Source organism: Roseicella frigidaeris (assembly GCF_003258945.1).
GTDB classification, from domain to species: Bacteria; Pseudomonadota; Alphaproteobacteria; order Acetobacterales; family Acetobacteraceae; genus Paracraurococcus; species Paracraurococcus frigidaeris.
In genome coordinates, this window is record NZ_QLIX01000023.1 from 15,000 (window position 1) to 27,129 (window position 12,130).

14 protein-coding genes are annotated in these 12,130 nt (G+C 74.0%); 4 read left to right on the top strand and 10 right to left on the bottom strand.

Features of this window, described 5'->3' with window-relative positions:
- Position 1 precedes the first annotated feature (1 nt).
- Both argH and DOO78_RS21375 read left to right on the top strand, forming a co-directional pair.
- Entirely contained in the window at positions 2-1,507 is a 1,506-nt protein-coding gene (argH, locus tag DOO78_RS21370) for an argininosuccinate lyase (RefSeq protein ID WP_165839018.1), read from the top strand.
- Positions 1,508-1,608: 101 nt separating this feature from the next.
- Positions 1,609-1,917 carry a hypothetical protein gene (locus DOO78_RS21375; RefSeq protein WP_128080112.1) on the top strand — a complete coding sequence of 103 codons (309 nt, stop codon included), beginning with the start codon at positions 1,609-1,611 and terminating at the stop codon, positions 1,915-1,917.
- Positions 1,918-1,931: 14 nt separating this feature from the next.
- Here DOO78_RS21375 and DOO78_RS21380 read toward each other — a convergent pair whose 3' ends face one another.
- The 8 genes from DOO78_RS21380 to DOO78_RS21415 form a co-directional block, all read right to left on the bottom strand.
- Positions 1,932-2,333 (bottom strand): hypothetical protein, encoded by a 402-nt coding sequence (locus DOO78_RS21380; RefSeq protein ID WP_111471971.1) that lies wholly within the window; start codon positions 2,331-2,333, stop codon positions 1,932-1,934.
- 8 nt (positions 2,334-2,341) lie between these two features.
- A complete protein-coding gene (locus DOO78_RS21385; RefSeq protein ID WP_111471914.1) occupies positions 2,342-2,725 on the bottom strand; it encodes a nuclear transport factor 2 family protein in 384 nt (127 codons plus the stop codon).
- 52 nt (positions 2,726-2,777) lie between these two features.
- Positions 2,778-3,920: a CaiB/BaiF CoA transferase family protein gene (locus DOO78_RS21390; RefSeq protein WP_111471915.1), complete on the bottom strand. Its 1,143-nt coding sequence runs from the start codon at positions 3,918-3,920 to the stop codon at positions 2,778-2,780.
- 11 nt (positions 3,921-3,931) lie between these two features.
- On the bottom strand, positions 3,932-4,792 hold the full coding sequence (locus DOO78_RS21395; RefSeq protein WP_111471916.1) for an HpcH/HpaI aldolase/citrate lyase family protein: 861 nt from the start codon (positions 4,790-4,792) through the stop codon (positions 3,932-3,934).
- Positions 4,793-4,803: 11 nt separating this feature from the next.
- Positions 4,804-6,012, bottom strand: a complete 1,209-nt coding sequence (locus DOO78_RS21400; protein ID WP_111471917.1) for a CaiB/BaiF CoA transferase family protein — start codon at positions 6,010-6,012, stop codon at positions 4,804-4,806.
- A complete protein-coding gene (locus DOO78_RS21405) occupies positions 6,012-6,869 on the bottom strand; it encodes a MaoC/PaaZ C-terminal domain-containing protein (protein WP_111471918.1) in 858 nt (285 codons plus the stop codon). The genes DOO78_RS21400 and DOO78_RS21405 overlap by 1 nt, the downstream gene beginning before the upstream one ends.
- A gap of 125 nt (positions 6,870-6,994) precedes the next feature.
- Positions 6,995-7,729: a maleate cis-trans isomerase family protein gene (locus DOO78_RS21410; RefSeq protein ID WP_111471919.1), complete on the bottom strand. Its 735-nt coding sequence runs from the start codon at positions 7,727-7,729 to the stop codon at positions 6,995-6,997.
- Positions 7,726-8,625 carry an ABC transporter substrate-binding protein gene (locus DOO78_RS21415; RefSeq protein WP_111471920.1) on the bottom strand — a complete coding sequence of 300 codons (900 nt, stop codon included), beginning with the start codon at positions 8,623-8,625 and terminating at the stop codon, positions 7,726-7,728. The genes DOO78_RS21410 and DOO78_RS21415 overlap by 4 nt, the downstream gene beginning before the upstream one ends.
- A 94-nt stretch (positions 8,626-8,719) precedes the next feature.
- Between DOO78_RS21415 and DOO78_RS21420 the strand changes: the two genes are divergently transcribed.
- A complete protein-coding gene (locus DOO78_RS21420; RefSeq protein ID WP_165839019.1) occupies positions 8,720-9,568 on the top strand; it encodes an NAD(P)-dependent oxidoreductase in 849 nt (282 codons plus the stop codon).
- Positions 9,569-9,766: 198 nt separating this feature from the next.
- Here DOO78_RS21420 and DOO78_RS21425 read toward each other — a convergent pair whose 3' ends face one another.
- Positions 9,767-10,738 (bottom strand): Bug family tripartite tricarboxylate transporter substrate binding protein, encoded by a 972-nt coding sequence (locus DOO78_RS21425; RefSeq protein WP_111471922.1) that lies wholly within the window; start codon positions 10,736-10,738, stop codon positions 9,767-9,769.
- 12 nt (positions 10,739-10,750) lie between these two features.
- A complete protein-coding gene (locus tag DOO78_RS21430) occupies positions 10,751-11,542 on the bottom strand; it encodes an enoyl-CoA hydratase/isomerase family protein (protein WP_111471923.1) in 792 nt (263 codons plus the stop codon).
- A gap of 270 nt (positions 11,543-11,812) precedes the next feature.
- Here DOO78_RS21430 and DOO78_RS27685 point away from each other — a divergent pair, with 270 nt between their 5' ends.
- Positions 11,813-12,079, top strand: coding sequence for a hypothetical protein (locus tag DOO78_RS27685; RefSeq protein WP_165839020.1), 267 nt, complete (start codon positions 11,813-11,815; stop codon positions 12,077-12,079).
- Positions 12,080-12,130 lie beyond the last annotated feature (51 nt).

The window sequence follows — 12,130 nt, forward strand, 5'->3', positions numbered from 1 at the left end:
GATGGCCGAGCAGGTGAGCCTGCGGGAGCGGGTGAAGGAGCCGCCCTCCGCCCGGCTGGTCGAAAGCTACTACCGCCCCGCCGTCGCCCGCGCCCGGGCGCAGGTCTTTGACCATGAGATGTGGGCGCATTGCGCGCACGCGCTGATGCTGGAACGCCAGGGTATCGTCGCCCGCGCGCCCCTGGCCGCCTGCCTGCGCCTGGTGCTGCAGATGGCGGAGCAGGGGCCGGAGAGCGTGCCGGTCGATGAGCGGCAGGAAGACCTCTACTCCTATGTCGAGCGCCGCATCGTCCAGGCGCTCGGGCCGGATATCGGCGGCCGGCTGCATACCGGCCGCAGCCGCAACGACCTCAACGCCACCACCTGGCGCATGGCGCTGCGCGGCGAGCTGATCGCGGCGCAGCGCGCCCTGCTCGCCCTGCGCGGCACGCTGCTGCGCCTCGCCGAGGCGCAGGCCGGCGTGGTGATGCCGGACTACACCCATGGCCAGCACGCCCAGCCGGTCACCTTCGGCTACTGGCTGCTGGCCGTGGCGGATGCGCTGGCGCGCGACGGCACGCGGCTCGCCGGGGCGCTGCGGCATGCCGATCTCTGCCCGCTCGGCGCCGGGGCGCTCACCACCACCGCCTTCCCGCTCGACCGCGACCTGACCGCCGCGCTGCTCGGCTTCGCCGCGCCGCTCGAGATCGCCTACGACGCCGTCGCCTCCCGCGACGACGCGCTGGAGGCGGTCTCGGCGCTGGCGGTGCTGGGTGCCACCCTGTCGCGCCTCGCCACCGACCTCATGGCCTGGTCCAGCTGGGAATACGGCTTCCTCGAGCTGGCCGACCGGCACTGCGCCGTCTCCTCCATCATGCCGCAGAAGAAGAACCCGGCGGCGCTCGAGCATATCCGCGCCGCCGCGGGGATGGTGCAGGGCGCCCTCGCCGCCGCCCTCGCCTGCACCAAGAACACCAGCTTCGCCGATGTGAACGACGCGGTGACGGCGGTGAACGAGCCGGTGCTGGAGGCCACGACGCGCAGCCGCCGCATCCTCGCCCTGATCGAGGAGGTGCTGCAGGGCCTGACGCTGCGGCCCGAGCGCATGGCCCGCGCCGCCGCCGAGGGCTTCGGCAGCGCCACCGAGCTCGCCGACGTCATCGTGCGGGAGAGCGGCCTTTCCTTCCGCATGGCGCATGCCGTCGTCGCCCTGGTGGTGCGGGAGGCGCTGGCGGCCGGGCGCAGCGCCGATGCCATCCGCAGCGCCGATCTCGACCAGGCCGCCGCGACGCTGTTCGGCCGCCCGCTCGCCCTGCCCGAGACGGCGGTGGCGCAGGCCCTCGACCCGGCGGCGAACATCCGCGCCCGCGGCGTCATGGGCGGCCCGGCGCCGGAGGAGATGGCGCGGATGCTGGCGGCGCGGCACGGGCTGCTCGCCCGCGACGCGGCGGCGCTCGAGGCGGTCATCGGCCGGGTGGAGGCGGCCCGGGCCCGCTGCCTCGGCTTCGCCCGCGGCCTCGCCGCCTGACCGCCGCGGAGGCTCGCATCCGCCGGCGCGCCGCCCTATCTCTGCACCGGAAAGGGGCGCGCCGGAGGCGGCCCCCGGAGATGGTCCGCGAAGGGGTCCGCATGTCCCGCCACCGCATCGCCTGGCTCGCCGCCGGGCTCGGCCTCGCCCTCGCCCTGCCCGGCGCCGCCGAGGCCCGGGGCTGGTATGGCGGCGGCTTCGGCGTCACCCTCGGCCCGGTCGCGCCCTATGGCTATTACGGCGGCTATTGGGGACCGCCGGTCTATGGCCCGCCGCCGGTCTATTACGCACCGCCGCCGCCTGTGATCTACGCCCCGCCGCCGGTCTACTACGTGCCGCCGGCGGGCGCGCAATGGATCGTCCCGCCCGCCGACCAGACGCCGCCGCCGGTCGCCGGGCGGCAGCGGTAGGACGGGCTGCGGGGTCAGACCGCGAGCGGCGCGGAGCGGCGGAGCCCGGCATGTTCCAGCGCCGCCAGCACCGCGACGACCAGCGCCTGGGCCACGACGAACAGCCCGCCGGGGAGCGTCGGCGCCACCCAGCCCGAGACCAGCAGCAGGAGGCTGTCCAGCGCCCAGAGCGCGTTGCCGAGGATCACCGCCCAGACCAGCAGGTGCGGCGAGGCGCGGCGCCAGGCGAGGCCGCCGACCAGCAGCGCGAAGCCGAGCAGGACGATGCCGACCTGCAGCAGCATCGCGGCCGGCAGGCCGAACCAGCGCGCCAGCGGCGTCGCCAGCGCCGCGAGCAGCAGGCCCATCGCGGCGCAACTCGCGGCATCGGCCCAAAGCACGGCGCGGAGGAAATCCGAAGGGATGATGCGGTCCATCATGGCCCCTACCCCTGCGGCGCGAAATCGATGAAGCCGGTCACGGCGGCGAAGCGGCCATCCGCCGCGAGCACCACCATGTCCGTCCCGCCAGCGATGGCCGCCGCGCCCTCTGGCGCGCCCTCTGGCGCCCCCTCTGGCCCGAGCTCCCAGGCGAAGCGCAGCCGGTCGTGATGCGCATCCGCGCCGCCGCGGCGGCGGAAGCGCAGGCCGGGGAACTGGGCCTGCGCCGCGGCGATCAGCGCCTCGATGCCGGCATGGCCCTCGCCCTGCAGCATCGGGTCGCAATACTGCGCCCCCTCGGTGAAGGTCGTCGCGATCAGGTCGCGCCGCCGCGCCGCATCATCCTCGTTCCAGCAGGCGATGTAGCGCTCGATCAGCTCGTCATGCATCGGGTCTCTCCTGTCCTGCGCGATGGCCGCTGCGCCATCGACGCCGGCAGGATCACCCGTCGCGCCGCGCCGGATCGATTACGTCCGAGGTCATGTCCGCGCCAAGCCGCGGCGCGCCGCGGCGGATGCGCGGCCGCTCGCCGTCGAAGGAGAGCGGCATGGCGACGAGCGGGAAATCCTCGCCCGGCACCGTCTGCAGCATCTCCATCGCCGCGGTCTGCGGCTCCGCCAGCACCTCGGGGATGCCGTTCACCGGCGCGCAGGGCACGCCGGCCGCGACCAGCGCCTCGGCCAGCGTGGCGCGCGGCCAGGCGCGGAGCAGCGCCGCGATCTCCGGCAGCAGCACCGCCTGGTGCGCCAGCCGCGCCCGGTTGCTGGCGAAGCGCGCATCGCCGGGCCAGTCCGGCCGGCCGACGACCTCGGCGAATTTGCGGAACAACCGGTCGTTGCCGCAGCAGACGAGCAGCGGCCCGTCGGCGCAGTCGAAGGCCTGGTAGGGCACGAAATTCGGATGGCCCGAGGCATGCCGCTCCGGCAGCTTGCCCTGGTTCACATAGGCGCTGATCTTCTGCCCGGCCCACATCAGCGCCGTCTCGAAGAGCGAGGTGTTCACCACGCAGCCGCGGCCGGTGCGGGCGCGCTGCTGCAAGGCGGCCAGCGCGCCGATCACCGTCCACATGCCGGTGCCCTGGTCCACCACGCTGGCGCCCATGCGCACCGGCGGCCCGCCCGGCTCGCCGGTGATGGAGGACAGGCCGGCGAAGGCCTGGAACAGCGGCTCGTAGCCCGGGCGATGCGCCAGCGGCCCCTTATGGCCGAAGGCGCCCATGGCGCAGTAGATCAGCCGCGGATGCCGCGCCGTCACCTCGGCCGGCCCGATGCCGAGCGCCTCGGCGACGCCGGGCCGCAGGTTGTGCACCAGGATGTCGGCGTCCTGCAGCAGCGCGTGCAGCGCCGCGACGCCATCGGGCGATTTCAGGTCGAGGGTGACGCTGCGCTTGCCGCGGTTGAATTCGTGGAAGTTCAGCGCGTCGCCATGCCGGAAGGCGGGGCCCATCTGGCGGGCGTCGTCGCCGCCATCGGGCTTCTCCACCTTCACCACCTCGGCGCCGAGATCGGCGAGGATGGCGCCGGCGAAGGGCCCGGAGAGCACCTGCCCCAGCTCCACCACCCTGATACCCGCCAGCACGCCCATCTCGCCCTCCCCTATCTTGCGCGAGCGAGCAACCTGCGGGCTCGCTCGACCACCGGCAGGTCGATCATGGCGCCCTCGAAGGCGACGGCGCCCTCGCCGCGGGCGAGCGCCGTCTCGAAGGCGGCGATCAGCCGGCGGGCGCGGTCCGCCTCCTCGGGCGGCACGCCGTATTCCTCGTTGATGATCGGCACATGCGCCGGATGGATGCAGGCGGTGCAGGCGAAGCCGAGCCTGCGCGAGCGCCGCAGCGAGGCGCGATAGCCCTCGAGGTCGCGGAAATCGGCGAAGGCGCCGACCGAGCCCATGGGCAGGATGCCGGCGCCGCGCGTCGCCGCCACCACCATCATGCCGAAATGGTAGAGCATGTCGGCCCCCGGCACCGCTTCCAACTCGGTCGAGAGATCCTCCGAGCCGACGCCGAGCGCCGCCATGCGCGGATCGGCCGCGGCGATGGCGGCGAGATGCGGCAGGGCCTGCGGCGTCTCGACGATGCCGATGAAGCGGGTGCGGCCGACCGGGATGCCGAGCGCCGCCTCGCGCGCCGCCACCACCTCGGAGAGCAGCCGGACATGCTCCGGCCCCATCACCTTCGGCAGCATCAGCGCCGTGACCGCGGGCATGACCGCGGCGGCGATGTCCGGCACGGCGAGCTCGAGCGGGCGGTTGATGCGCACCGCCACCTCGGCCCCCGCTTGCCCCACCACCGCGGCGGCGCCGGCCAGCGCGGCGCGCGCCGCCGCCTTCTCCGCCGGCGGGATGCTGTCCTCGAGATCGAGGATGACGACATCGGCGCCGCGGGTATGCGCCTTGGCGACGAAGCGCTCGGCGGTCGCCGGGACGAAGAGCAGGGAGCGCCAGTTGGGCAGGGGCATGGGGGTGGTCCTCATCGGGCGGCGCCGGTCTCGCGCAGGGCGGCGATCTCGGCCGGGGAATAGCCGAGCTCGGCCAGGATCTCGTCGGTCTGCATGCCCTGCCGCGGCGCCGGCAGGGTCGCCGCGCGCATGCCGCCGCCGAAGGTGACGGCGGTGCGGGCATGGCGCAGCCGCCCCTCGGTCGGGTGGTCCTCGGCCTGCCAGAAACCGACATCCTGCAGATGCGGGTCCTCCAGCAGGTCGTCGATCGTGTTGTAGCGCGCCGCCGGCACGTCGCGGGCGGCGAAGATCTCCAGCCACGCCGCGGTGCTCCGCTGCGCCAGGGCCGCGACGCGCACCCGGAAATAATCGGCGGCATTCTCGGTGCGGGCGATGGCGGTGGCGAAGCGCGGATCGGCCTTCAGCTCCGGCCGGCCGATCGCCTCGAAGAAGGCATGCGCCTGGGCGTCGCTGTTCGGATGCACGGTGATGTAGCCGTCGCTGGTCGGCAGCGGGCGATAGTCCGGGCTCAGCAGCCTGGCATCGCCGGTCGGCCCCTCGGGCGGGTCGAAGCTGGCGGCGCCGAGATGCTCGCTGGCGACGAAGCTCGCCGCCACCTCGAACATCGGCACCTCGATCGCCTCCCCGATGCCGGTCTTCTCCCGCCGGTAGAGGGCGAAGCCGATCGCCTGCGCCGCCACCAGGCCGGTGACGTGGTCGGTCATCACCATGGGCACGAAGCGCGGCTCGCCCACCGCGCGGTGGAAGGTGCCGGCGACGCCGGAGAGGGACTGGATGATCGGGTCATAGGCCGGGCGGCCGGCATAGCGCCCGCCGCTGCCGAAGGCGGTGATGCCGCAATGGATCAGCCGCGGGTTCAGCGCCGCCAGCGAGGCCGCATCCAGCCCGGCGCGCCGCAGCCCGGCGGGGCGGACATTGGAGACGAAGACATCGGCGCCGGCGATCAGCCGCCGCAGCGCCGCCAGCCCCTCCGGCCGCTTGATGTCGAGCGTGATGCCGCGCTTGTTGCGGTTGAAGTTGATGAACTTGCCGGACATGGAGGGCGTGCGGCAGCCGGAGGCGAGGCGGCGCAGGATATCGCCCTCCGGCGCCTCCACCTTGATCACCTCCGCCCCCTGGTCGGCCAGGCTGCGGGTGCAGATCGGCCCCACCACCACCGTGGTGAGGTCGACCACCCGCACTCCCTCCAGCGGCCCGCCCGTCGATCCGCCTTCGGGCATCAGGTGAAGCTGCAATCGAGCTGGGCGCAGAGATGCCCGTCGCGGTCCTCGACCCAGGCCGTGACCTTGCCGTCCTGCGGCGCCGTGCCGCAGAGCGCGACGGTGTCGCCGACATAGATCGGCCGCGTCAGCCGCGCGGTGAAGCCGGCAAGCCGGCCGGCGGTATGGGCGATGGCGGCGTCGAGCAGGAGCTGCATGGTCAGCCCGCCATTCTGCACCGTGGCCGGGTAGCCCTCCTCCTGCCGCGCATAATCGGCGTCGTAGTGGATGCGGTGGGCGTTCCAGGTGATGGCGGAATAGCGGAAGACCAGGGTCGGGCTGAGATGTTTCTCCACCCGCCAGGCCGCGCCGGCCGGCGCCGGCAGCGGCGCGCCGGTGCCGCTTGTCTCGCCGGGCTTCACCGCCTCGCGGTAGATGGCGTCGAACTCGTCCACGGCGATCAGGTCGGTGCCGCGGCGGATGGTGTGGCGCATGGTCAGCACGGTGATGAAGCCGGTGCGCGCCTGCTTCGGCAGGATCGCCGCCACCTCGGCGGTCTTGCTGGCGGTGTCGCCGACGCGGAGGCACTCATGGATCACCACCCGCCGCCCCGCCCCCATGCGGCGCGGCAGCGGGATGGGCGGCAGGACGACGCCGGGCTGCGGATGGCCGTCCGGCCCGATCTCGCTCTGCCGCGCCGCATCGGCGAAGAACAGGGTGAACCAGTGCGGCGGCAGCGGGTCGCCGTTGCGGAAGCCGGCCGGGTCCAGGTCCAGCATGCCGGCGATGCGGCGCACCGCGGCGAGGCCGACATCCTCCTCGACGACGCGGCTGCGGCCGACCCAGCCCTGCAGCTCGGGGCTCAGCGTCGCGGACATGCGGCGCCTCCGGCGGCATGGGCGGGCGCGGCTCGATCGGGCGGCGATGGCGGCATGGGCGTCTCCTCGCCGCCATCCTAGAACCCTTCGCGGCGGGGCGGAAACGCCCCCCCATGGCGCCCCCGTCAGGCCGCCATCAGCCGCCCGAAGCCCGGGCGGCGCGCGGCGATGCCGAGCCGGCGCAGCGCATGCCAGGCCATGGCCTGGTTGCTGGTGACCACCGGCAGGCCAAGCTCGGCCTCGATCGCCGCGATCAGCCCGCCGCTGCGGATGGCGGTGCAACTGATGAAGCAGGCCTCGGCCCCCGGCGCCTGCCGCGCCGCCGCGCGGAGCTGGTCGAGGATCGCCGCCGGCGGCAGGCGCGCCATCTCGGTGTTGCGGTCGATGCCGAGATGGCTGCCGCCGGTGACGGCGATGCCCTGGCTGCCGAGCCAGGCGACCTCGCGCGCATGCACCTCCGCGATATAGGGCGTCGCCAGCAGCACGCGCCGGGCGCCGAGCGCGGCGAGCGCCGCCAGGATGCCATCCGCCGTGCTGCAGGCCGGCCGCCCCGTCGCCGCCTCGATCCGCTGCCGGATCCCGGCCGCCCGTTCCGGGGCGAAGGTGGAGACGGCGGTGCAGTGGAAGCCGATGAGGTCGGGCTCGGCATCGCCGAGCAGCCGCGCCGCCGCCTCCAGCGCCGCGAGCATGGCCTCGAGCTCGGCGGCGCCGCTGCCGCGCAGCGGCAGGCGCGTCACCAGCATGCCCACGCCCTCCGGCAGCATGGCGCGCAGCTCCGGCTCGGCGATGCTGTTGCCGGAGGGCATGATGAGGCCGAGCCGGGCGGCGTCGCCGTAATCGATGCGTGCGTCCTGGCTCACAGGGAGGCCCGCGCCGCGGCCAGCCAGGAGCGGTCGATGTAGTCGGCGGCGCGGCGCGGCCGCGCCGGCAGGTCGCGGATCAGGGCGCTGGTCTCGATCAGCGCCTGCACCCCGGCCTCGCTCGCCTCGCCGTCGCGCGGGAAGATGCCGTCGCGCGTGTAGTCCTCCCAGGCGAGGTCGGCATAGCGGCGGGGGATGTCGCTCTCCTGCATGGCGATGCGCGTCGCCGTCTCGCGGTCCTCGTAGAAACTGCCATGCGCGCGCAGGAAGGCGCGGCCGAAGCGCAGCATCAGGTCGCGATTCGCCGCCGCCCAGCCGGCCTCGACATCGAGGCTGGTGAACTGGAATTCCGGCACTTCGTCGCGCGGGTGGCACAGCGCGACGAATCCCTCGTCGAGCGCCATGCGGTCGAGCGGCGCGCCCTGCAGCCCGGCATCGATCCCGCCCGTGCGCAGCAGGTCCCAGCGCGCCAGGATCGGGCCGCAGGCGACCAGCTCGTAATCGCCGGGCCAGTGCAGCCCATGCCCGGCCAGGATGCGCATGACGAGCGAGGAGGAGCCGGCGCGCAGCGAGGAGACGCCGATCCGCTTGCCGCGCAGCCCGGCGATGTCGCGGATGCCGTGCCGGGCGATGAGGGTGAAGGGCAGCCGGTTGACATTGCCGCCGACGATCCGCTGGCCGCCGCCGGCCTCGGCATCGAGGATCACGTGCTCGGTCACGCCATAGGCGAGCTGGGCGCGGCCGTCCCGCAGCCGGTCGTTCACCTCCTCGATGCCCTCGATATGGTCGATGCGCAGGTCGAGCCCCTCGGCGGCGAAGAAGCCGGCATGCAGGCCGATCCAGGCGGGCAGGTTGAAGTAGTTGCGCGAGACGACGGCGAGCGTCAGGCGATCCATGGGCAGATACTCCCCCTCCCTCGGGCCCTTCCCGGGGCATTTCCCGCCCCGCCGCATCGGCCCTATCCTGCCGGCGGCAGGAAGGAAGCACAGCATGGCCGTCATCGCCATCGTCGCCCAGGGTGCCATGGGCGCCGGGATCGGCCGCCGCCTGACGGGCCAGGGCGCCACGGTGCTGACCAGCCTGGCCGGCCGCAGCGCCGCCAGCGCCCGCCGCGCCGCCGAGGCCGGAATGCAGGACGCGGCGCCGGAAGCGCTCGCCGCGGCCGACATCGTCCTCAGCGTGCTGCCGCCCGCCGAGGCCCGGGCCTGCGCCGCCTGGATGGCGCCGGCGCTGCGGGCGGCGGCGCGGAAGGCGGTCTATGTCGATTGCAACGCCATCAGCCCGGCGACGGCCGCCGAGGTCGCCGGCCTCATCGCCCCGACCGGCGCCGATTTCGTCGATGGCGGCATCATTGGCGGGCCGCCGCGCGAGGATGGCTACACGCCCGTGCTCTACGTCGCCGGCGAGGCGGCGGAGCGCCTGGCGCCGCTGCGGGCGCATGGGCTGGACGTGCGGGTGACGCCGGGGCCGGTCGGCGCCGCCTCGGCGCTGAAGATGTCCTATGCCGGCATCACCAAGGGGCTGACCGCGCTCGGCGCGGCGATGCTGCTGGCGGCGAGCCGGGGCGGCGCGGCGGAAGGGCTCGGCGCCGAGCTGGCGCGCAGCCAGCCGGAGCTGCTCGGCTTCTTCCGGCGCATGGTGCCGCCGATGTACGACAAGGCCTATCGCTGGGTCGGCGAGATGGAGGAGATCGCCGATTTCACCGGCCCGGAGGCGGCGGCGATCTACCAGGCGATCGCCCGCTTCTACGAGGAGATGGCCGCCGACCAGGCCGGCCCCCGCCAGCGCACCGCCGCCCTCTCCGCCTTTCTTGACGCCGCCCCCAAAGAGCAAGGCTGAACCCACGCAGGCCAGAGCTTCGACGCGCACGCCGCAAGGTCGCCACCCGCTGCCCTGTCGCGGCTTCGCCGCGGCAGGCTGTGACGCCCCTTGGACCAAAAGCGAATCACGGGGCCCCCACGAAGACGCGCAGCGGCGTCGTGGGGAACAAATCACGGGGTCCCCACGAAGACGCGCAGCGGCGTCGTGGGGAATCATCTACTCCTCCGGCTTGAAGCCCGAAGCGGCGACGATCGGGCCCCAGCTCTCGCGCTCGCTGCGGATGCGCGCGGCGAAGGCGGCCGGCTCCATGGTGTCGGGCGTGAATTCCAGCTTGCCCAGCACCTCCAGCGCCTCCGGCGTACGCACCGCATCGACCAGCGCCGCATGCAGCGGCTGCACCACCTCGGGCTTCGTCCCGGCCGGCAGCAGGATGCCGAACCATTCCTGGCGCGTCAGCTCGGGGAAGCCGGCCTCGGCGAAGGTCGGCACCTCCGGCAGCCGCGGCACCCGCTGCGGCGCGCTGACGGCGAGGATGCGCATCTGCCCCGCCAGGTGGAAGGGCACCGGCTCGGAGAGCACGTTCATCCCGGCGGTGATCACCCCGGCCAGCACGTCGGTCATCACCGGCGCGCCGCCGCGATAGGGCACGTGGTTGAGGGCGAGGCCGGTGCGGCGGGCGAGCTCGACGCCGAGGAAATGCGGCATGGTCCCCGGCGAGGGGCTGGCCCAGTCGATCTGCGGCCGCCCCTTCGCCCAGGCGATGAACTCGGCCAGCGTCTTCGCCGGATGGTCGGCCCGCACCGTGAAGGCGAAGGGGAAGGCGCAGACCGGCGTCACCGGCACGAAATCCGCGTCCGGGTCGTAGCGCAGCGATTTGTAGAGATGCGGGTAGATGACCAGCATCGAGGCCGGCGTCTGGACGTAGAAGCTGCCATCGGTCGGCGAGGATTTCGCCGCCTCCAGCGCGATGCGGCCACCAGCGCCGGGCCGGTTCTCGACGACGATATTGGCGTTCAGCGGCCCGCGCAGCCGCTCGGCGATGGTGCGGCAGACGACGTCGGAGGAGCCGCCGGGCGGCCAGCCGAGCAGGGCGCGGATGCTGCGCTGCTGGGCGCCGGCCGGGCGGAGGAGGGCCGGCGCGGCGAGGCCGGCCAGCAGGGCGCGGCGGGAGGCCGGCGGGATGCGCATGGCGATCCTCCCTCAGCGGCCCTTGAAGACCGGCTTGCGCTTCTCGGCGAAGGCGCGCTGCGCCTCCCGCGTGTCCTCGGTGGTCGCCAGCGCCACGGTCTGGCTCTGCTCGTAGCGATAGCCCTCGTGCAGCGGCATGTCCTCGACCAGGGTGAAGGAGCGCTTGGCCGCCCGCACCGCCAGCGGCACCTTGCCGGCGATCTCGCGGGCGATCGCCTGCGCCGCCGGCAGCAGCTCGGCCGCCGGCAGGCAGGCCGAGGCGACGTTCATCCGCAGCAGCTCCGGCCCTGGGATGCGGCGCGCCGTGTAGATCATCAGCCGGGCATCGGACTGGCCGAAATGCCGCAGGATGTGCTTGACGCCGCCGGCGAGGCCGACATCCACCTCGGTCATCGACATGAAGCTGTCCTCGGCCACCAGGATGATGTCGGCGCAGAGGGCGAGCGCGGCGCCGGCGCCGATCGCCGCGCCGTTCACCGCGGCGATGATCGGCTTGTCGCATTCGATGAGCGAATCGAAGGCGGCGCGCACCAGGCGGTTGTGGCGTGGATAGGCGCCGCGGATCTCCGCCATGCCGCCCCGCTCCTTCAGGTCGGCGCCGGCCGAGAAGGCGCGGCCGGCGCCGGTCAGCACCACCGCCCGCACCTCCGGGCTGTCATGGATCACGTCGAAGAGGCGGCAGGTCTCCTCGCGGAACTTGCCGTTCTGGGCATTGACCGGCGGCCGGTCGATGGTGGCGGTGGCGACGAAATCCGCCACCTCCAGACGGTAGCATTCGAGGGTTTCGAGCCCTGGCAGCGGCATGGTCTGGTTCCCTGGACGCAGTCTGGCGGGCCAGGCGGAGGCGCCGCTCGTTCCGCCCCGGTGTAGCCGAGCCCCACCGGACCGGCCAGAGCCGGGGCGGGGCGCGTCCCGGCCGAGGCCCGTCCAGGCCGCGGCCATGGGCGCTCCCGCTGCCGCGCGGCCGGCGGGCGCGGCCCCCGCAGGCGACGCCATGGGCGGCCCGGCGCCCGGGCACGGGCTCGCGGGGGCGGGAGGCTGGCGCGCCGCGGCCAGCCACCCGATATGCCCGGGATGCGCCGCCGCACCCTCCTGGCCGCCCTGTTCCTCCCGGCGGCCGCCGCGGCGCAGCAGGGCGTGCAGGCCCCGCCCGCTCCGGCCAGCCCGGCGGAGCGGCAGGGCCAGCTCGACGCCTTCTGGGCGCGGCAGCGGGAGAAGGAGGCGGCGGACCGGTTCTGGAACGGCCCGCGCGAGGCGAGGCGCAACCTCAGCCGCGACCAGTTCGAGCGCTGGGACGAGCAGCGCTACCGCCGCCAGGGCTGGCGCAGCTATCCCCATTAGCAACGCCCCCGCAAAGCCCCGGCAGGATAACGGGCAGCGACGGTTTCGATA